Raw genomic sequence first — 18,869 nt, forward strand, 5'->3', positions numbered from 1 at the left:
TTACCAGTCCATTTCCATGAAGAACAGCGCCGCCACCGCATCGATCAGGATCACGGTGAAGATCGATTGCACCACCGCCATGGTGGTGTGCTGGCCAACCGATTGCGCACTGCCCTGCACCTTGAAGCCTTCGGCACAGCCGATCATGGCGATCAGCACGGCCATGACCGGGGCCTTGCTCATGCCCAGGTAAAAGTGCAGCGCCGGAATGCTTTCCTGAATGATGGCCATGAACTGGCGCGGCGCGATGTCGAGCACGAGCGCGCACACCAGCATGCCGCCCGCCAGGCCGGACAGCATGGCGATAAAGGTCAGGATCGGCAGCCCGACCAGCAGGGCCAGCACACGCGGAATCACCAGCAGCTCCATCGGGTTCAGACCCTGGGCGCGGATCGCATCGATTTCCTCGTTGGCGCGCATCGAGCCGATCTGGGCGGCAAAGGCACTGGCAGTACGGCCGGCCACCAGGATGGCCGCCAGCAGCACGCCGAATTCACGCAAAAAGGCGAAACCGACCAGATTGACGGTGTAGATCGTGGCACCGAAATCGCGCAGGATGGTGGCGCCGAGAAAGGCCACCACGGCACCCACCATGAAGTTCATCAGCACCACGATGGGCACGGCGCGAAAGGTGGTCTGGTCCAGGTGGGCAACCCAGGAAGTGATACGCCAGCGCCAGGGACGGAACAGGATACGGATCGACTGCTCCAGCACCAGACCGATAAAACCCATGAAGGAGACGGCATGCGACCAGCCGCCCGCCATCAGCTCGCCCAGCGCGGCCAGCGTATCGATGACCGGCACGCGCTTGCGCCGCGGCGGCGGCTCGCCGGTCGTCTGCAGCGCCTGTGCCACCACCTGCAGCAGGGCGCGGCGTTCGGGGGGCAGCGGGGAATCTTCGGCCGCCAGGGCCGCCAGACGCGCGTCACCCAGCAGCTGGTGCAGCAGGCTGGCACCGGCGGTATCGATGGCGCCCAGGGCACCGGCATCGATACGGGTGGCATCGCCCAGATCGGTCTGCAGGCGGCGGACCTCGGCTTCGAGAGCGGCAAAGTGCGGCAGTGTCCAGTCCCCCTGCAGGTGCAGGGTGTCGCTTTCCCGGGCATAGGACAGCCCGGCGGTCTGGCTGGCAGCTCGCTTTTCACTCATCGTGGCAGTATAGCAAGGCTTGCCGGCATCGGCAGGCCGCGCCACAAATTCCTACAATGTCCTTCCATGACACACGATACACCGCATCTGCACCTGATCTATGCCCGCGCACGCAATGGCGTGATCGGCAAGGACAACCGCCTGCCCTGGCACCTGCCGGAGGATCTGGCGCACTTCAAGCGCCAGACGCTGGGCGCACCGGTGATCATGGGCCGGCTGACCTGGGACAGTCTGCCGCCGCGTTTCCGGCCGTTGCCGGGCCGCATCAATGTGGTAATCACGCGCCAGACCGGCTGGCAGGCCGAGGGCGCGCAGGTGGCGCACAGCCTGGAGCAGGCGCTGGCGCTGTGCGGCGATGCCGAGGTCGCCTGGGTGATGGGCGGTGCGCAGATCTACACGCAGGCCCTGCCGCTGGCGCGCCGCGTGCTGGTGACGGAAATCGATGCCGATGTCGAGGGCGATGCCCATATGCCGGCACTGGGCGCGGAATGGCAGGAAACCGCGCGCGAGGCGCATGTCAGCGCGGATGGCCTGGGCTATGCGTTCGTGACCTACGAGCGCAAGCGCTGAAGGGCACTCACACTCAATCGGCCTGGCGCTCCAGCGCTTCGCCAATCGCGTAGTAGTGGCCACCCGAGACATAGTGCAGGCTGCGCAGGGCCGGATCGGCCTGCTCGAAATGCCAGCGGCCGTGGTGGAACACGCGTTCATCCGCCCAGGCAGCGGTGATGTTGGCAATGAACAGGTCGTAACTCTGCTGGTTGTGCGCTTCCGGAATCAGCTCGCAGGCCAGCCAGGCGGAACAGCCGGCAACAAAGGGCTGGTCCACGCCGTCCACCTCGAACAGCCCGGCACCGGCCTGTGCCAGCTTGGCCGGCTCATCGTGCCAGCTGTGGCTGCCCAGGTACTGGGTCAGCTCCACCTGCGCCACATTCGGCACCTGGATCACCATGCCCCCGCTCTGCTCCACCAGCTCGCGCGTCTTGGCCGACTTGTCCAGCACCACGGTCAGGCGCGGCGGAGCGTAATCGAGCACGCAGACCCAGGCGGCCGCCATCACGTTGGAGACGCCGCCATGGCGCGCCGAGACCAGTACCGTGGGGCCGTGGTTGAGGAGCCGGAACGCCTTGTCGAGCGCCACGGGGGTCATGTGGGGAGGGAGATGCATGGTGGAATGGTGCGGCTGCAGCGACAATACGCCCTGCCAGCCAGGAAAATCTTGCAGCGGGAATGATAGCGGCATGGCCCGACCTGCGTGTGACGCCCATGAGGAAACCCGCAGGCACACCGGACTTCCTGCCCTGCCCCCTGAACCCGTTGGAACCATCGTGATCTTCGCCATCCTGCTTTACGCCGCCGCCGTGGTGGCCGCCAACCTGACCATTGCCGCTTTCGGGCCGTGGGTATCTCCGATCAATGCCTTTGTACTGATCGGCCTGGACCTGACGCTGCGCGACTGGCTGCATGTACGCGTGCGTCCGTGGCAGATGCTGGCAGTGATTGCCGCTTCCGGCCTGATTTCCTGGCTGCTGAACCCGGCAGCCGGCCAGATCGCCGTGGCCAGCGCCATCAGTTTCACACTGGCTGCGCTGGTGGACTGGCTGGTATTTGCCTACGGCAAGGGCAGCTGGATGCAGCGCGCCATGCGCTCGAACATCGCCGGTGCGGCGGTGGATTCACTGGCGTTCCCGACGCTGGCGTTTGGCGTGCTGATGCCATCCATCGTGCTGCTGCAGTTTGCCGCCAAGGTGGCCGGAGGTGCGCTATGGGCCGTGGCGCTGCGACGCCTGCTCGATCCGGGACGCACGCATGCCCCCACGGACGCACGGCAGCCACCCGCTGACCGATAATGCCCGCTGGCCTGCCTTCTGCTGCAGGCCCTTGTTTTTCAAAGGAATAGCACCACCATGCAAATCGCCACCTGGAACGTGAACTCCCTCAATGTGCGCCTGCCGCAAGTGCTGGACTGGCTTGCTGCCAACCCGGAAGTGGAGATTCTGGCGCTGCAGGAAACCAAGCTGACCGATGACAAGTTTCCGCTGCAGGCGATCGCCGATGCCGGCTACCACTGCGAGTTTTTCGGCCAGAAGACCTACAACGGCGTGGCGCTGATCTCGCGCGAAAAACCGCAGGATGTGGTGCGCAACATTCCCGGCATGGACTGCGACATGGCGCGCGTGCTCAGCGGCAGCTATACCGCCCCCAACGGCCAGCCGCTGCGCGTGGTGAACGCCTATTTTCCCAACGGTCAGGCCCCCGGCACCGACAAGTTTGCCTACAAGATGCGCTGGCTGGAAGCCATGCAGACCTGGCTGCGCGCCGAGCTGCAGCGCTTTCCGCAACTGGTGCTGCTGGGCGACTACAACATCACTTTTGACGATCTGGACGTGTGGGACCCGGAAGGCCTGCGCGAAACCATCCACTGCACCACCGAAGAGCGCACCCACTTGCAGGTGCTGATCGGCCTGGGCCTGCACGACAGCCTGCGCCTGTTCCCGCAGCCGGAAAAAGCGTACAGCTGGTGGGACTACCGCAACTTCGCCTTCCGCCGCAACAACGGCATGCGCATTGACCATATCCTCGTCAGCGATGCCCTCAAGCCGCTGGCCAGCGCCTGCGTGATCGACAAGGAGCCGCGCCGCAACGAACGGCCCAGCGACCATACGCCGGTGGTGCTGACGCTGGCCACCCCACCCTCGACATAACAAAAACAAATAAAAACAGAATTTTTTATTCGTTCCACGGTGTGAAAGAAGCGGACAAGATGCAGCCCTGTTCCGCTTTTTTCTTGCAAAGGTTTTTCACCCCATGGCTTCCATCTCCCTCCCCCGCCGCACCCTGTTCCGCACTGCAGGCTCCCTGCTGACCGTTCTGGGGGCCGGCATGCTGCTGCAAGCCTGCTCGGGGCAAAACAACCAGGGCAAGGCCAGTCCCGCCGCCAGCGCGGCATCGGCGCCGGCATCCGAAGCGGCGGCCAACGGCAAGGGCATCACCCTGCTCAACGTCAGCTACGACCCCACGCGCGAGCTGTACGCCGAGCTGAACCAGGCCTTTGCCAGCCAGTACACGCAGCGCACCGGCACGCCGATCACCATCCGCCAGTCGCATGGCGGCTCCGGCAAGCAGGCGCTGTCGGTGCTGGGCGGGCTGAAGGCCGATGTGGTGACGCTGGCGCTGGCCGCCGATATCGACACCCTGGCCACGCAAGGCCAGCTGCTGCCGGCCAACTGGCAGCAGCGCCTGCCGCACAACAGCACGCCCTACCAGAGCACCATCGTGTTCCTGGTGCGCAAGGGCAACCCCAAGGGCATCGAGGACTGGAATGATCTGGTCAAGCCCGGCGTCCAGGTCATCACCCCCAACCCCAAGACCTCCGGCGGCGCACGTTGGAACTACCTGGCGGCCTGGGGCTATGCGCTGCAGCAGAACAACCAGTCGGCCGACAAGGCACGCGATTTCGTGACCCAGCTGTACCGCAACGTGCCGGTGCTGGATTCCGGCGCACGCGGCTCGCTGATCACCTTTACCCAGCGCGGTCAGGGCGATGTGCTGCTGTCCTGGGAAAACGAGGCCTACATGGCGGTGAAGGAGCTGGGTGCCGACCAGTTCGACATCGTCACGCCCTCGGTCAGCATCCTGGCCGAGCCGCCGGTGGCGCTGGTAGACAAGAACGTGGACCAGAATGGCACCCGCGAGGCGGCCCAGGCCTATCTGGACTACCTGTACACGCCCGAGGCGCAGCGCCTGATCGGCAAGCATTTCTACCGCCCGTCCAATGCCGAGGTGGCCAAGGAGTTTGCCGATACCTACGCGCCGGTCAAGCTGTTCACCATTGACGAGGTGTTTGGCGGCTGGACCCGCACCCAGCAGGAACACTTTGCCGATGGCGGCATCTACGACCAGATCTTTGCCAAGGCGCGCCAGTAAACCGTTCCTTATTGCGATTACGGCATAACAAAACAACTATTTATTCGTTCCATGAATGGTCAGGAGCTTCTACGATGGGCTCCTGACATTTTTTTGACCCTGTTTCTTCCTACGATCATGACCTCTGCCCGTTCCGAAGCCTACTCCTCCCTCAGCCGCCGCAGCCTGCTGCGCGGTACCAGCCTGGCACTTGCAGCCTTGGGCACCGGTCTGGTGCTGCAGGGTTGCTCGAAGGAAGCCAGCACCAGCGCCGCCTCGGCTGCAGCGCCGGCATCGCAGGCCGCCGCTGCCGACAGCGGCACGCTGCTGAACGTGAGCTACGACGTATCGCGCGAGTTCTACAAGGAGCTGAACCCGCTGTTCCAGCAAGGCAAGCAGATCAGCGTGCAGCAATCGCACGGTGGCAGCAGCAAGCAGGTGCGCAGCGTGGCCGAAGGCCTGCAGGCCGATGTGGTGACCATGAACCAGGCCAGCGACATCGATTTTCTGGCCGACAAGGGCCTGGTGGACAAGGACTGGGCCAGCAAGTTCCCCAACAACGCCGCGCCCAACACCTCGCTGTCGGTGATTCTGGTACGCAAGGGCAACCCCAAGCAGATCCACGACTGGAAGGATCTGGCCAAGCCCGGCGTGGAAGCCATCATCCCCAACCCCAAGACTGCCGGCAATGGCCGCTACACCTGGCTGGCGATCTGGGGCTCGGCCCTGAAGTCCGGTGCCAGCGCCGACGAAGCCAAGGCACAGACCGCCCAGGTATTTGCCAACGTGCCGGTGCTGGACGGCGGTGGCCGTGCCGCCACCACCACCTTTGCCCAGCGCAGCATCGGTGATGCCCTGGCCACCTTCGAGAGCGAAGTGCCGCTGATCAAGAAGGAATTTGGCGACAACTTTGAAGTGATCTACCCGAAGTGGACGGTGCTGGCCGAAAACCCGGTCGCCATCGTCAACCCGGTGGTCGACAAGAAGGGCACGCGCCAGGCGGCCACCGATTACCTGAACTTCCTGTGGTCGCCCGAAGCCCAGGAACTGGCGGCCAAGCACCACCTGCGCCCGCGTGACCCGCAGGTGCTGGCCAAGTATGCCGATGCCTTCCCGCAGCAGCAGACCTTTACCGTGGACGAGCTGTTCGGCGGCTGGGCCCAGGCCCAGAAGGACCACTTTGCCGATGGCGGTTTCTACGACCTGGCCGTGGCCCAGCTGAAAAAGTAAGCCCTTGCTGCAGGGCCTGCCGATAGTGCAGGCCCGCCCCTGACCGGGGCAGCTGGCTCCTCCAGACCTCCTGCCCTGCCGTTTCCGATCTGCCATGTCCAGTGCCACCTTGACCGCTCCTGCCTCCCACGCTCCCGCACGGAACACCGCTGCGCCCCAGCCGCCGGCACGGCCTGCCGCGCCGCGCCCCTGGCGCAATCCGCTGCTGCGCACCCACAGCATCCTGCCCGGCTTCAACCTGTCGCTGGGCATTTCGGTGCTCTACCTGAGCCTGGTCGTGCTGATCCCGCTGGCCACCGTGTTTGTCTCGGCCAGCGAGCTGAGCCTGGCGCAGTTCTGGCGCGTGGCCAGCGATCCGCAGGTGGTGGCCTCGTACAAGCTGACCTTTGGCGCCTCGCTGGTGGCGGCCAGCATCAATGCCGTGTTCGGCATGCTGGTGGCCTGGGTACTGGTGCGCTATGAATTTCCGGGCCGTCGCCTGCTGGACGCCATGGTGGACCTGCCGTTTGCGCTGCCCACCGCCGTGGCCGGTATCGCGCTGACCGGCCTGTATGCACAAAACGGCTGGATCGGCAGCCTGCTGCCATTCAAGGTCAGCTATACCCCGCTGGGCGTGATGCTGGCGCTGACCTTCATCGGCCTGCCGTTTGTGGTGCGTACCGTGCAGCCGGTGCTGCAGGATCTGCACCAGGAACAGGAAGAAGCGGCCGCCATGCTGGGCGCCAGCCGCCTGCAGACCTTCCGCCGCGTGATTCTGCCGGCGCTGATGCCGGCCCTGCTGACCGGCTTTGCCCTGGCCTTTGCGCGTGCGCTGGGCGAGTACGGTTCGGTGATCTTCATTGCCGGCAATATCCCGTTCAAGACCGAAATCACCTCCCTGCTCATCATCAGCAAGGTAGAACAGTTCGATATTCCCGGTGCCTCGGTCATTGCCGTGGTGATGCTGCTGGCCGCCTTTGCCATGCTGTTTGCCATCAACCTGCTGCAGGCCTGGAGCCGTCGCCGCCAAACCGTCTGATCCGAGGTTGTCATGTCTGCTCCTGCTGCCGTTCGCACATCTCCTGTTTCCAGTGAGCCCTTGTGGCTGAGAATCACCTTGATCGGGATCGCCCTGCTATTCATGGGCCTGTTCCTGCTGGTTCCGCTGTTCAGCATCTTTTACGAGGCCTTCCGCCAGGGCATGGTGGTGTACTGGGCCGCCATCACCGAACCGGACGCCCTGTCGGCCATCAAGCTGACGCTGCTGGCGGCGGCGATTGCGCTGCCGCTGAACGCGATTTTCGGCATTGCCGCAGCCTGGGCGATTACCAAGTTCGATTTCCGCGGCAAGAGCATGCTGCTGACGCTGATCGATCTGCCGTTTTCCGTGTCGCCGGTCATTGCCGGCCTGGCGCTGGTGCTGATTTATGGCGCCAACAGCCTGATCGGCGGCTGGCTGGAAGCGCATGGCCTGCAGGTGATTTTTGCCGTGCCGGGCATCGTGATTGCCACCGTGTTCATCACCTTTCCGTTTGTGGCGCGCGAACTGATTCCGCTGATGCAGCAACAGGGCAGCAGCGAGGAAGAAGCGGCCCGCATTCTTGGCGCCAGCGGCTGGCAGATTTTCCGCCGCGTGACACTGCCCAACATCAAGTGGGCGCTGCTGTACGGCCTGATCCTGAGCAATGCGCGTGCCATGGGCGAGTTTGGCGCGGTGTCCATCGTGTCCGGCCATATCCGCGGCGAAACCAACACCATGCCACTGCACATTGAAGTGGTTTACAACGAATACCAGTTCTCGGCCGCCTTTGCCGTGGCCTCGCTGCTGGCGCTGCTGGCGCTGGTGACGCTGGTACTGAAGTATTTTGTCGAGCGCCACACGGCGTCCTCGCACTGATTTCCGGAGTTTTGCAAATGCATATCTCGATCCAGAACCTGAACAAGGCCTTTGGCCGCACCGTGGTGTGCGACAACATCCACCTGGACATTGCCAGCGGCGAACTGCTGGCACTGCTGGGCCCCTCCGGCTCGGGCAAGACCTCGCTGCTGCGCGTACTGGCCGGGCTGGAACTGCCCGACAGCGGCACGGTACAGTTTGACGGCCAGGACGTGACCTATGCCGATGCCCGCAAGCGCAATATCGGCTTTGTATTCCAGCACTACGCGCTGTTTGCCCACATGACCGTGGCCGACAACGTGGCCTTTGGCCTGACCGTGCTGCCGGCCTCGCAACGCCCGCCCAGGAAGGAAATTGCCGCCCGCGTGCAGGAGCTGCTGGACAAGGTGCAACTGGGCCAGCTGGCCCAGCGCTACCCGCACCAGCTGTCGGGCGGCCAACGCCAGCGCGTGGCCTTGGCCCGTGCGCTGGCCACGCGGCCGCAGGTGCTGCTGCTGGACGAGCCCTTTGGCGCGCTGGACGCCAAGGTGCGCAAGGAGTTGCGCCGCTGGCTGCGCCAGATCCACCACGACATGGGTGTGACCAGCATCTTCGTCACGCACGATCAGGAAGAAGCACTGGAAGTGGCCGACCGCGTGGTGGTGATGAACGCCGGCCGCATCGAGCAGGTAGGCTCCCCCAACGAGGTGTATGAGCAACCCGCCACGCCTTTCGTGATGGAGTTTCTGGGCGATGTGAACCGCCTGCACCCGCAAGGCAGCCAGACCCCCACCTATGTGCGCCCGCACCAGATCGACGTGCTGCCGGCCCTGGCCAATGCCGCCGCGCCGGCAGGCAGCATCAGCGCCATATGGAAACAGACCCAGATCGTGGGGCCGTACAGCTACATGGAGTTCGAGCGCGAGGACGACCGCCATCTGGTGGATGTGCAACTGACCCGCAGCGAGCATCGTCAGCTGGAAGAACGCCTGCAGTTTGCGCCGGGCACCCGCGTCTGGCTGCGGCCGAGCAAGGTGACGGAGTTTGTGGATGCGGGAGCGGGCATCTGATAGCACCCTGCCCTGCATGACTGGCGCGGCTCTGGCCGCGCTTTTTTGTGCCTGCCGTTTTGGCATGAAAAAGGCCCCGGTCTTGCAACCGGGTCCTGGAGGGCATCAGCTGGCTGATGCGACTTACAGGATCACGAAGTCCGTGGGCTGCAGGGTGGAAACACCCGTCAGCGTGGCGAACTGGACTGGGCCAGCACTGCCTGCCCCGTCGGCATCATAGAACAGCGCTCCCGCGTTGTTGATGATGGTCGGAGTACCAGCAGTGGTAGCTGCCGCACCGTTGACCAGGCTCACACCGGTAGCAAAACTCGTGAAGACCCAGGTGACTCACCGACCACTACGCAAACCAAACCCCGGCCACACCCACATCGCCAGCGTCCAGCACAGCAATGCCCAGCTAGCCCCGCCGGCCCAGCCCGCCAGCACGTCCGTGGGCCAGTGCACGCCCAGGTAGATGCGGCTCAGCCCGACCAGCAGTGCTACCAGCATGGCCGACAAGACCACGAAAATCTCCAGCCGCCGTTCAGTCAGCAGCCTGGCCAGCAACACGCCCAGGGTCAGGTAAACCAGCGTGGAAATCATGGCGTGGCCGCTGGGAAAGCTGGCGGTGAGTACCGTGTCGCCGTGCGGGAACAGGTTTGGTCGCGGCCGCTGGAACAGCGCCTTGAGCAGAAAGGACAGGCCGGCTCCAACCGAAGTCGATACCAGCACATACAGCGCCATGCCGCGCCGCCCGAGCAACCAGAGAAAGAGCACGACCAGCAACACCAGCAGGCTCAACACCGATGTGCTGCCCAGCGCCGTGATGTCGCGCGCGGCCTGATCCAGCCAGGCCGGCCCGACCGCCTGCTGCAGATTGGCGGGATCGCGCATCGCCAGCAGGATGGCGCGGTCCAGTGCGCCGGTTTCGCCTTCGGACACTTCCTCGGCCACTGCGATGAACAGCCAGAGACCGATCGCCGCCAGCAGGGCCATGCCGAGCAGCAGGGGTTCGGGACGTCGGATCGGCAGGCGCATGGCAGTTCCTTCTGGAGCGGGGACAGGTGTCCGATTATCAGCCCTGTCCCGCGCCAGCCCGGCCGGAGATGTCTTCGCCGGCAGAATCGCGCACAATCGGGGCATGACAACACCTGACACTCCCTCCCGCAAGCGCTGTGTGGTGCTGACTGGTGCCGGTATCAGCGCCGACAGTGGACTCGACACTTTCCGCGGAGCCGGTGGCCTGTGGGAAGGCCACCGCGTGGAAGACGTGGCCACGCCCGAAGCCTTTGCCCGCGATCCGCAGCTGGTGCTGGATTTCTACAACGCGCGCCGCCGCCAGCTGCGCGAGGTACAGCCCAACGCGGCGCACTATGCCCTCGCCGCACTAGAAGAAGCCTGCGACGTGTACATCGTGACGCAGAACGTGGACAACCTGCACGAACGTGCTGGCAGCAGCCGCGTGCTGCACCTGCATGGCGAGCTGATCAAGCTGCGCAGCCAGGACGACGAAGGCCACGTGATCGAATGGCATGGCGACCAGCCGCCTGACATGAAGGATCCCGCCGGCGCGCCAATGCGGCCGCATATCGTCTGGTTTGGCGAAGCCGTACCGCTGATCGAAGACGCCGTGGACCTGATCAGCGATGCCGATATCGTGCTGGTGGTCGGCACCTCGCTCAAGGTCTATCCGGCGGCCGGGCTGATCGAGTACGCCCCGCAGGATGCGTTGTGCGTGTTGATCGATCCGCACCCCAACCTGGGAGCGGCAGTAGCCGACCGCGAACTCTATGTGGTGGAAGAACGTGCCGCCACCGGTGTGCCGCTCGTGGTGCAGTCCCTGATCGAGCAGCTCTGAGCGCGGCGACTACAGCAGGAACAGGGTCGCCAGCGCCAGGAACACGCCAAAGCCGATGCCGTCGGTCAGCATGGTCAGCACCACGCCACCGGCCAGCGCCGGGTCCAGACCCAGGCGCTGCAGCAGCAGCGGAATCATGGCGCCACTGAGCGTGCCGTTGACCAGGTTGATGAACACCGCCACGGCAAACACCGCAGCCAGTGCCGGAATGTCAAACCAGACCAGGACCACCGCGCCGACGATCATGGCCCAGAACAGGCCGTTGAGCGAGGCCACGGCCAGTTCGCGCCGCATCAGGGCACCGGTGTTGCGCCGGCTCACCTGCTCGGTCGCCAGGCCGCGCGTGACCAGCGTCAGGGTCTGGTTGCCGGCCACGCCGCCCATGCTGGCCACCACCGGCATCAGTACCGCCAACGCCACCATGGCCTCGATGGCCCCCCCAAAGCGGCCAATGATCCAGGCCGAGATCAGCGCATTGAACAGATTGACGCCCAGCCAGATGGCACGTGATCGCACACTGCGCCCGACCGGCTCGAACAGATCGGAGGCCTGATCCAGGCCGGCCGCCGCCAGCGCGCTGTGCTCGGCATCTTCTTCCAGCACGTCGACCATGTCATCGATCGTGATACGCCCCAGCAGGCGGCCTTCGGCATCCAGCACCGGGGCCGAGATCCAGTTGCGGTCACGGAATCGGCGTGCCACCTTGCTCGCCGGCATGGTCACCGGCACCCCTTCGACACTGGTATCCATCACTTCGCGGACCAGCTTGTCGCCGCCCAGCGACACCAGATCGACCAGCGACAGCACACCCTGAAAACGGCCGGCCGCATCGATCACCATCAGGCTGTCGGTGGTGGCCGGCATGACGTTGTGCTGCTTGCGCCGCATCATGCGCAGATAGCGCCGCACCACCGACAGGCGCATGTCGTCGCGGATCACGATGGCATCGGCGTCCATCATGCCGCCGGCGCTGTCTTGCGGGTACTGGCGCAGCTGCTCCAGCCGCTCGCGTCGCTGCGCGTTCATGTCGCGCACCACCGCCTGCATCACCTGTGGCGGCAGCCGGTCGTACAGGTCGGCCAGCGCATCCAGATCCAGGTCATGGATCGCCTCGGCCAGGCGCTGGGCCTTGGTCGCGCCAATCAGCTGTTGACGCACACTGGCGCTGGTTTCCATCATCACCGCGCCCAGCGCCGCCGGCTCCAGCTCTGCCGCCACGCGCAGGCGCTGGCCCTTGGGCAGCCCCTCCAGCACGCCGGCGATATCGGCCGGGTGCAAGGTGCGCAACAGCGACCGCAAGGCTTCGGGCGAGGCATCTTGCACCAGCTCGACAACATGGTCTGCCAGGTCGCGGTCGTTCAGCAGGGAGGGGGTGGAGGGCATCGGGTCTTTCGAAAACAAAACGGTACACCCTACCCAATCGCCGGGCCTCTTGTCAAGCCGGCACACGCCTGTCATGCAACCGACAAATCTCCTTCACGAACCTGCCATGGCGGATTCATACCATGCCTGCAGGGCAGCAGTCTTGATGCGCTGCAGCAAAACCGGAGAAAGACCATGAAGATTGCGATTGCCGGAACCGGTTACGTGGGCATGTCGATTGCGGTGCTGCTGGCCCAGCACCAGGAAGTCGTGGCGCTGGACATCGTGCCGCAGCGGGTGGCCCTGATCAACGCCGGCCGGTCGCCAATTGCCGATACCGACATCGAGCACTACCTGCAACAGCGGCCGCTGCAACTGCGTGCCACGCTGGATGCCGAGGAGGCCTTTCGCGATGCCGATTACGTGGTGATCGCCACGCCGACCGATTACGATCCGGAAACCGGCAGCTTCGATACCAGCTCGGTCGAGGCCGTGATCCGCCAGGTGATGCAGCTGGCACCGCAGGCGGTGATGGTAATCAAGTCCACCATCCCGGTCGGCTATACCGAACGCATGCGGCGCGAGTTGGGCACGGAGCAGCTGATCTTCTCGCCGGAGTTCCTGCGCGAGGGCAAGGCACTGCACGACAATCTGTACCCCTCGCGCATCATCATCGGCGAGGATTCGGAACGGGCACGCCGTTTTGCCGCCCTGTTGCAGCAGGGCGCCGAACGCCAGGATGTACCGGTGCTGTACACCGGCGCCACCGAGGCCGAGGCGGTCAAGCTGTTTTCCAATACCTACCTGGCCATGCGCGTAGCCTATTTCAACGAGCTCGACACCTACGCCGCCACCCATGCCCTGGACACGCGCCAGATCATTGACGGCGTGGGCATGGACCCGCGCATCGGCAGCCACTACAACAACCCCTCGTTCGGTTACGGCGGCTATTGCCTGCCCAAGGATACGCAGCAGCTGCTGGCCAATTACCGCGATGTACCGCAGAACCTGATCCGCGCCATCGTCGATTCCAACACCACGCGCAAGGATTTCATCGCCGACGAGATCATCCGCCAGCAGCCGCGCACGGTGGGCGTATTCCGCCTGATCATGAAGTCCGGCTCGGACAACTTCCGCTCCTCCAGTGTGCAGGGCATCATGAAGCGCATCAAGGGCCGGGGCATCCGCGTCATCGTCCACGAACCGGCGCTGGAAGCGGAGCACTTTTTCCGCTCGCCCGTGGTGCACGATCTCGCTGCCTTCAAGCAGGAAGCCGACATCATCCTGGCCAACCGCCACAGCCCGCAGCTGGCCGATGTCGCGCACAAGGTCTATACGCGCGACCTGTTCGGCAACGACTGACCCCCAGTATCGGGGAGTATGTCCCCATATGCCTCGCGGAATTAATGTAACAAGCTGGATTTCGTGTGCAAAGGGTAATCCCTGACGCCTCCCTCTGGGAGCTGCTGAAGCCTTGAGCACACAAATTACGGGTCAGGCAATTGTCAGGGAAAACCTGAGTCCGATCGTGCTTTTCTGCAGCGTAGACTGCGCCGGTCTTACCCAACCCCGGTACACAGCACGATGAGCGACATCATTCTCGAAGCCAGAGACCTGACCAAGGAATTCAAGGGATTCGTGGCGGTCAACAAGGTCAACCTCCAGGTCCAACGTGGTGACATCCACGTCCTCATCGGCCCCAACGGCGCCGGCAAGACCACCTGCTTCAACCTCCTGACCAAGTTCCTCAAGCCCACCTCCGGCCAAATCATCTACAACGGCCAGGACATCACCGGCGAAGAACCCGCCTCCATCGCCCGCAAGGGCATCGTGCGCTCGTTCCAGATCTCTGCCGTGTTTCCGCACATGACCGTGCTGGAAAACGTCCGTCTGGGCATGCAGCGCAAGCTCGGTGTCTCCTACCACTTCTGGCGCGGCCAAAAAATGCTCGACCAGCTCAACGACCGCTGCATGCAGCTGCTCGCCGAAGTCAAGCTGGAGCAGTTCGCCGATGAACTCGCCGTCAACCTGCCCTACGGCCGCAAGCGCGCCCTCGAAATCGCCGCCACCCTGGCAATGGAGCCCGAGCTGATGCTGCTGGACGAACCGACCCAGGGCATGGGCCACGAGGACGTCGGTCACGTCACCGACCTGATCAAGCAGGTCTCTGCCGGGCGCACCATCATGATGGTCGAGCACAACATGAAGGTCGTCTCCACCATTGCCGACACCATCACCGTGCTGCAACACGGTGCCGTGCTGGCCGAGGGCGACTACGCCGCCGTGTCCAGCAACCCCCAGGTGATGGAAGCCTACATGGGCACCACTGCCGGCGAACTGCAAGGAGCCCACTGAGATGGAAGCCGTGATCGAGAAAACTGCTGCCAGCCACGCCGCCACCGGCGCCCCGGTGCTGGAAATCAGCGACCTGCACGCCTGGTATGGCGAATCCCATATCCTGCATGGCGTCAACCTGACCGTGAACAAGGGCGAGGTGGTCAGCCTGCTGGGCCGCAACGGTGCCGGCCGCACCACCACCCTGCGCGCCATCATGGGCCTGACCGGCAAGCGCCGTGGTTCCATCAAGGTCAATGGCGTGGAAACCATCCGCATGCCCACCTACCGCATCGCCCACATGGGCGTGGGCTACTGTCCGGAAGAACGCGGCATCTTCGCCAGCCTGAGCTGCGAGGAGAACCTCTACCTGCCGCCGCGCGTGCGCAGCAAGCAGCCGCAGCCGCCCATGCACACCAAGGAAATCTACGAGATGTTCCCCAACCTGGAACGTCGCAAGAACAGCCCCGGTACCCGCCTGTCGGGTGGCGAGCAGCAGATGCTGGCCGTGGCCCGCATCCTGCACACCGGGGCCAACCTGCTGCTACTCGACGAGATCTCCGAAGGCCTGGCCCCGGTGATCGTGCAGGCGCTGGCGCGCATGATCACCATGCTGAAGTCCAAGGGCTACACGGTGGTGATGGTGGAGCAGAACTTCCACTTTGCCGCTCCGCTGGCCGACCGCATGTACGTCATGGAGCACGGCGAGATCATCGAGCAGTTCTCCGCTGACCAGTTGCAGGAAAAGATGCCTGTGCTCAACGAGCTGCTGGGCGTCTGATCATTGCCTTTCCTTTTTCCGTTTTTTCACACGCACTCCAACTATCCACCCCAGGAGACATACCCATGAAAATCAAGCAAAGCGCTACCCTCACCGCGATCGCTGCATCGATCCTGATGCTGACCGCCTGTGGCAAGCAGGCCAGTACCACGGCGCCGGCAGCCTCCGGTGCCAGCGGCACTGCTGCCGCAGCCACGGCCGGCGGCAGCGGTGATGTGATCCGCATCGGCTTTACCACGGACATGTCCGGCGTCTATTCCGACGTGGACGGCAAGGCCGGTGCCGAAGCGATCCAGATGGCGATCGACGACTTTGGTGGTGAAGTGCTGGGCAAGAAGGTCGAGCTGGTCAGCGCCGACCACCAGAACAAGGCCGACATCGCCGCCTCCAAGGCACGCGAGTGGCTGGACCAGAGCAATGTGCAGATGATGATTGGCGGCACCAACTCCGCCACCGCCCTGGCTACCGCCAAGATCATGGCCGAGAAGAAGAAGCCCTACTTCATCATCGGTGCCGGCTCTGCACGCATCACCAACGAGGACTGCACGCCCTACAACGTGCACTACGCCTATGACACGGTGGCGCTGGCACGCGTGGCCGGCAAGGCCCTGATCGAGCGCGGCGACAAGGCCTGGTACTTCCTGACCGCCGACTATGCCTTCGGCCACTCGCTGGAAAAGGACACCTCCGACATCGTCAAGGCCGGTGGCGGCCAGGTGCTGGGCTCGGTCAAGGTGCCGCTGGGCAACTCCGACTTCTCCTCCTTCCTGCTGCAGGCCAAGCAGTCCGGCGCCCAGGTGCTGGGCCTGGCCAATGCCGGTGGCGACTTCATCAACAGCGTGAAGGCAGCCAACGAATTCGGCCTGACCAAGGACATGAAGCTGGCCGGTCTGCTGGTGTTCATCAACGACGTGAACAGCCTGGGCCTGAAGGATGCCCAGGGCCTGCTGGTGACGACCAGCTGGTACTGGAACCAGAATGACGACACGCGCAAGTTCGCCAAGCGCTTCTACGAGAAGTTCAACCGCATGCCGAGCATGCTGCAGGCCGCCGACTACTCGGCCACCACCACCTGGCTGAACGCGGTCAAGACCACCGGCACCACCGATGGCGACAAGGTCATGGAGCACATCAAGAGCACGCCGATCAACGACATGTTCGTCAAGGATGGCAAGGTGCGTGAAGACGGCCGCCTGATGCAGACCATGTACCTGATGCAGGTCAAGACGCCCGAGGAGTCCAAGGAACCCTGGGACTACTACAAGGAAGTGAAGGCGGTGCCGGGCGACGAGGCCTACACCCCGATCGCCGATTCCAAGTGCAGCTTCGTCAAGAAGTCCTGATCTGACTGCCTCCCCGGCGGCTGCCGCTACACGGCGGCAGCCCGCTGACACGCCGGGCCGGCAACGGTCCGGCTCCCTCCCACCCTGAATACTGCATTCCCATGGAAATATTCGGCATTCCCCTGGCGGGCGTCCTGAGCCAGCTGCTGATCGGCCTGGTCAACGGCTCCTTCTACGCCATGCTCAGCCTCGGCCTGGCCGTCATCTTCGGCCTGCTCAACGTCGTCAACTTCGCCCACGGCGCCATGTTCATGCTTGGCGCCATGTTCGCCTGGATGGGCGGCCAATACCTGGGACTCAGCTACTGGGTCATGCTGTTCCTGTCACCGCTGGTGGTGTTCGCCATCGGCATCGTGATCGAGAAACTCTTCCTCAAGCACCTCTACAAGCTGGACCACCTCTACGGCCTGCTGCTGACCTTCGGCATCACCCTCGTCGTCGAGGGCCTGCTGCGTACCCAGTACGGTGTCTCCGGCCTCTCCTACAGCCCGCCCGAGCTGCTGCGCGGCTCCACCGATCTCGGCTTCATGGTGCTGCCCAACTACCGCGCCTGGGTCGTGTTCGCCTCCCTCATCGTTTGCCTGGGCACCTGGTTCGTGATCGAGAAAACCAAGCTCGGCGCCCTGCTGCGTGCCGGTACCGAGAACCCCAAGCTGGTCGAGGCCTTCGGCATCAACGTCCCGCTGATGGTGACGCTGACCTACGGTCTGGGCGTGGCCCTGGCCGCCGTCGCCGGCGTGCTGGCTGCCCCCGTGCTGCAGGTCAGCCCGCTGATGGGCTCCAACCTGATCATCGTGGTGTTTGCCGTGGTGGTGATCGGCGGCATGGGCTCGATCCTGGGCTCCATCGTCACCGGCCTGGCACTGGGTGTGATCGAGGGCATGACCAAGGTGTTCTACCCCGAGGCGTCCACCACCGTGGTGTTCGTGATCATGGTGCTGGTGCTGATGTTCCGCCCTGCGGGACTGTTCGGCAAGGAAAAGTAAGCAGTAAAGGCCCTAAAAAATGAACAAGACCATCGGTTACGCACTCCTCCTGCTGCTGGCACTGGCTGCACCCTTCATGGTGTATCCCGTGTTCATGATGAAGCTGCTGTGCTTCATCCTGTTTGCCTGCGCCTTCAACCTGCTGCTGGGCTACACCGGCCTGCTGTCCTTCGGCCACGCCGCCTTCCTTGGCGGTGCCGGCTACATCACCGGCTGGGTCATGACCAGCGTGATTCCCGATCCGGTCATCGGCATCCTCGCCGGTACCGCCTTTGCCACCCTGGTCGGCGTGATCATGGGCTATGTGGCGATCCGCCGCCAGGGCATCTACTTCGCCATGATCACGCTGGCACTGGCGCAGATGTTCTTCTTCATCTGCCTGCAGGCCAAGTTCACTGGTGGCGAGGACGGTCTGCAGGGTGTACCGCGCGGCATGATTGCCAGCATCCTGGATCTGAACAATGACTTCACCATGTACTACGTGGTACTGGCCATCGTGGTTGCGGCCTACCTGCTGATCTACCGCACCGTGCATTCGCCCTACGGCCAGATCCTGAAGGCGATCAAGGAGAACGAGCCGCGCACCATCTCGCTGGGCTACGACGTGGATCGCTTCAAGCTGCTGTGCTTCACGCTGTCGGCAGCGCTGGCCGGGCTGGCCGGTGCGACCAAGACGGTGGTGCTGGGCTTTGCCACGCTGACCGACGTGCACTGGTCGATGTCCGGTCTGGTGATCCTGATGACGCTGATTGGCGGCATGGGCACGCTGCTGGGGCCGGTCGTCGGTGCCACCATCGTGGTGATCCTGGAGAACCGCCTGGGCAACATCGGCAACTTCCTGGCCAACCTGACCGGCGTGAGCTGGTTCAACAGCCTGGGTGAACAGGTCACCATGGTGATCGGCTTCATCTTCGTGATCTGCGTGATGCTGTTCCGCCGCGGCATGGTGGGAGAGTGGCTGGCCTTTGTGGATCGTCTGCGAGGACGCAAGCGCAAACCGGCCTGACAAGCTGCTG

The 18,869-nt window shown here is 64.0% G+C and carries 20 protein-coding genes; 15 read left to right on the plus strand and 5 right to left on the minus strand.

Features of this window, described 5'->3' with window-relative positions:
- Positions 1-1,149 (minus strand): ABC transporter permease, encoded by a 1,149-nt coding sequence (locus C513_RS0110885; RefSeq protein ID WP_076342742.1) that lies wholly within the window; start codon positions 1,147-1,149, stop codon positions 1-3.
- Between the two features lie 66 nt (positions 1,150-1,215).
- Between C513_RS0110885 and C513_RS0110890 the strand changes: the two genes are divergently transcribed.
- Complete coding sequence (locus tag C513_RS0110890; protein WP_018716045.1) at positions 1,216-1,719, plus strand: dihydrofolate reductase; 504 nt, start codon at positions 1,216-1,218, stop codon at positions 1,717-1,719.
- A 13-nt stretch (positions 1,720-1,732) separates the two neighbouring features.
- Here the strand turns inward: C513_RS0110890 and C513_RS0110895 are convergent, their stop codons facing one another.
- A complete protein-coding gene (locus C513_RS0110895) occupies positions 1,733-2,317 on the minus strand; it encodes a flavin reductase family protein (RefSeq protein WP_033395071.1) in 585 nt (194 codons plus the stop codon).
- 160 nt (positions 2,318-2,477) lie between these two features.
- Here C513_RS0110895 and C513_RS13315 point away from each other — a divergent pair, with 160 nt between their 5' ends.
- From C513_RS13315 to C513_RS0110930, 7 genes are all read left to right on the plus strand, one after another.
- On the plus strand, positions 2,478-2,999 hold the full coding sequence (locus C513_RS13315; protein ID WP_018716047.1) for a VUT family protein: 522 nt from the start codon (positions 2,478-2,480) through the stop codon (positions 2,997-2,999).
- Between the two features lie 57 nt (positions 3,000-3,056).
- Positions 3,057-3,854, plus strand: a complete 798-nt coding sequence (xth, locus tag C513_RS0110905; RefSeq protein ID WP_018716048.1) for an exodeoxyribonuclease III — start codon at positions 3,057-3,059, stop codon at positions 3,852-3,854.
- Between the two features lie 103 nt (positions 3,855-3,957).
- The gene (locus C513_RS0110910) at positions 3,958-5,076 is read left to right on the plus strand and encodes a sulfate ABC transporter substrate-binding protein (protein WP_018716049.1); all 1,119 of its coding nucleotides are present in this window, start codon (positions 3,958-3,960) and stop codon (positions 5,074-5,076) included.
- A gap of 117 nt (positions 5,077-5,193) precedes the next feature.
- On the plus strand, positions 5,194-6,285 hold the full coding sequence (locus C513_RS0110915; RefSeq protein ID WP_083927400.1) for a sulfate ABC transporter substrate-binding protein: 1,092 nt from the start codon (positions 5,194-5,196) through the stop codon (positions 6,283-6,285).
- 94 nt (positions 6,286-6,379) lie between these two features.
- Complete coding sequence (gene cysT, locus C513_RS0110920) at positions 6,380-7,303, plus strand: sulfate ABC transporter permease subunit CysT (protein WP_018716051.1); 924 nt, start codon at positions 6,380-6,382, stop codon at positions 7,301-7,303.
- A 12-nt stretch (positions 7,304-7,315) separates the two neighbouring features.
- Complete coding sequence (gene cysW / locus C513_RS0110925) at positions 7,316-8,161, plus strand: sulfate ABC transporter permease subunit CysW (RefSeq protein WP_051084443.1); 846 nt, start codon at positions 7,316-7,318, stop codon at positions 8,159-8,161.
- A gap of 17 nt (positions 8,162-8,178) precedes the next feature.
- Complete coding sequence (locus C513_RS0110930) at positions 8,179-9,210, plus strand: sulfate/molybdate ABC transporter ATP-binding protein (RefSeq protein WP_018716053.1); 1,032 nt, start codon at positions 8,179-8,181, stop codon at positions 9,208-9,210.
- A gap of 123 nt (positions 9,211-9,333) precedes the next feature.
- Here C513_RS0110930 and C513_RS14325 read toward each other — a convergent pair whose 3' ends face one another.
- Together C513_RS14325 and C513_RS0110940 are read right to left on the minus strand one after the other, a co-directional pair.
- Positions 9,334-9,504: a hypothetical protein gene (locus tag C513_RS14325; RefSeq protein WP_018716054.1), complete on the minus strand. Its 171-nt coding sequence runs from the start codon at positions 9,502-9,504 to the stop codon at positions 9,334-9,336.
- A gap of 33 nt (positions 9,505-9,537) precedes the next feature.
- A complete protein-coding gene (locus C513_RS0110940) occupies positions 9,538-10,227 on the minus strand; it encodes a phosphatase PAP2 family protein (protein ID WP_018716055.1) in 690 nt (229 codons plus the stop codon).
- Between the two features lie 103 nt (positions 10,228-10,330).
- Between C513_RS0110940 and C513_RS0110945 the strand changes: the two genes are divergently transcribed.
- Positions 10,331-11,047, plus strand: coding sequence for an SIR2 family NAD-dependent protein deacylase (locus tag C513_RS0110945; protein ID WP_033395067.1), 717 nt, complete (start codon positions 10,331-10,333; stop codon positions 11,045-11,047).
- Positions 11,048-11,056: 9 nt separating this feature from the next.
- Here the strand turns inward: C513_RS0110945 and mgtE are convergent, their stop codons facing one another.
- Complete coding sequence (gene mgtE, locus C513_RS0110950; RefSeq protein WP_018716057.1) at positions 11,057-12,430, minus strand: magnesium transporter; 1,374 nt, start codon at positions 12,428-12,430, stop codon at positions 11,057-11,059.
- A gap of 174 nt (positions 12,431-12,604) precedes the next feature.
- Between mgtE and C513_RS0110955 the strand changes: the two genes are divergently transcribed.
- From C513_RS0110955 to C513_RS0110980, 6 genes are all read left to right on the plus strand, one after another.
- Positions 12,605-13,771 carry a nucleotide sugar dehydrogenase gene (locus tag C513_RS0110955; RefSeq protein WP_018716058.1) on the plus strand — a complete coding sequence of 389 codons (1,167 nt, stop codon included), beginning with the start codon at positions 12,605-12,607 and terminating at the stop codon, positions 13,769-13,771.
- Between the two features lie 222 nt (positions 13,772-13,993).
- Complete coding sequence (locus tag C513_RS0110960; protein ID WP_018716059.1) at positions 13,994-14,764, plus strand: ABC transporter ATP-binding protein; 771 nt, start codon at positions 13,994-13,996, stop codon at positions 14,762-14,764.
- 1 nt (position 14,765) lies between these two features.
- Entirely contained in the window at positions 14,766-15,524 is a 759-nt protein-coding gene (locus C513_RS0110965) for an ABC transporter ATP-binding protein (protein ID WP_018716060.1), read from the plus strand.
- 65 nt (positions 15,525-15,589) lie between these two features.
- Complete coding sequence (locus tag C513_RS0110970; protein ID WP_018716061.1) at positions 15,590-16,867, plus strand: ABC transporter substrate-binding protein; 1,278 nt, start codon at positions 15,590-15,592, stop codon at positions 16,865-16,867.
- 101 nt (positions 16,868-16,968) lie between these two features.
- Positions 16,969-17,853 (plus strand): branched-chain amino acid ABC transporter permease, encoded by an 885-nt coding sequence (locus C513_RS0110975; protein ID WP_018716062.1) that lies wholly within the window; start codon positions 16,969-16,971, stop codon positions 17,851-17,853.
- Positions 17,854-17,872: 19 nt separating this feature from the next.
- The gene (locus C513_RS0110980; protein ID WP_018716063.1) at positions 17,873-18,859 is read left to right on the plus strand and encodes a branched-chain amino acid ABC transporter permease; all 987 of its coding nucleotides are present in this window, start codon (positions 17,873-17,875) and stop codon (positions 18,857-18,859) included.
- Positions 18,860-18,869: the final 10 nt, after the last annotated feature.

Source organism: Allobrachymonas chironomi DSM 19884, assembly GCF_000374625.1.
GTDB classification, from domain to species: domain Bacteria; phylum Pseudomonadota; class Gammaproteobacteria; order Burkholderiales; family Burkholderiaceae_C; genus Brachymonas; species Brachymonas chironomi.

Bases quoted from the DNA above. Each gene is read 5' to 3' on its own strand.
- C513_RS0110885 (WP_076342742.1), bottom strand. From the start codon at position 1,149: ATGAGTGAAAAGCGAGCTGCCAGCCAGACCGCCGGGCTGTCCTATGCC.
- C513_RS0110890 (WP_018716045.1), top strand. From the start codon at position 1,216: ATGACACACGATACACCGCATCTGCACCTGATCTATGCCCGCGCACGC.
- C513_RS0110895 (WP_033395071.1), bottom strand. From the start codon at position 2,317: ATGCATCTCCCTCCCCACATGACCCCCGTGGCGCTCGACAAGGCGTTC.
- xth (WP_018716048.1), top strand. From the start codon at position 3,057: ATGCAAATCGCCACCTGGAACGTGAACTCCCTCAATGTGCGCCTGCCG.
- C513_RS0110910 (WP_018716049.1), top strand. From the start codon at position 3,958: ATGGCTTCCATCTCCCTCCCCCGCCGCACCCTGTTCCGCACTGCAGGC.
- C513_RS0110915 (WP_083927400.1), top strand. From the start codon at position 5,194: ATGACCTCTGCCCGTTCCGAAGCCTACTCCTCCCTCAGCCGCCGCAGC.
- cysT (WP_018716051.1), top strand. From the start codon at position 6,380: ATGTCCAGTGCCACCTTGACCGCTCCTGCCTCCCACGCTCCCGCACGG.
- cysW (WP_051084443.1), top strand. From the start codon at position 7,316: ATGTCTGCTCCTGCTGCCGTTCGCACATCTCCTGTTTCCAGTGAGCCC.
- C513_RS0110930 (WP_018716053.1), top strand. From the start codon at position 8,179: ATGCATATCTCGATCCAGAACCTGAACAAGGCCTTTGGCCGCACCGTG.
- C513_RS0110940 (WP_018716055.1), bottom strand. From the start codon at position 10,227: ATGCGCCTGCCGATCCGACGTCCCGAACCCCTGCTGCTCGGCATGGCC.
- C513_RS0110945 (WP_033395067.1), top strand. From the start codon at position 10,331: ATGACAACACCTGACACTCCCTCCCGCAAGCGCTGTGTGGTGCTGACT.
- mgtE (WP_018716057.1), bottom strand. From the start codon at position 12,430: ATGCCCTCCACCCCCTCCCTGCTGAACGACCGCGACCTGGCAGACCAT.
- C513_RS0110955 (WP_018716058.1), top strand. From the start codon at position 12,605: ATGAAGATTGCGATTGCCGGAACCGGTTACGTGGGCATGTCGATTGCG.
- C513_RS0110960 (WP_018716059.1), top strand. From the start codon at position 13,994: ATGAGCGACATCATTCTCGAAGCCAGAGACCTGACCAAGGAATTCAAG.
- C513_RS0110965 (WP_018716060.1), top strand. From the start codon at position 14,766: ATGGAAGCCGTGATCGAGAAAACTGCTGCCAGCCACGCCGCCACCGGC.
- C513_RS0110970 (WP_018716061.1), top strand. From the start codon at position 15,590: ATGAAAATCAAGCAAAGCGCTACCCTCACCGCGATCGCTGCATCGATC.
- C513_RS0110975 (WP_018716062.1), top strand. From the start codon at position 16,969: ATGGAAATATTCGGCATTCCCCTGGCGGGCGTCCTGAGCCAGCTGCTG.
- C513_RS0110980 (WP_018716063.1), top strand. From the start codon at position 17,873: ATGAACAAGACCATCGGTTACGCACTCCTCCTGCTGCTGGCACTGGCT.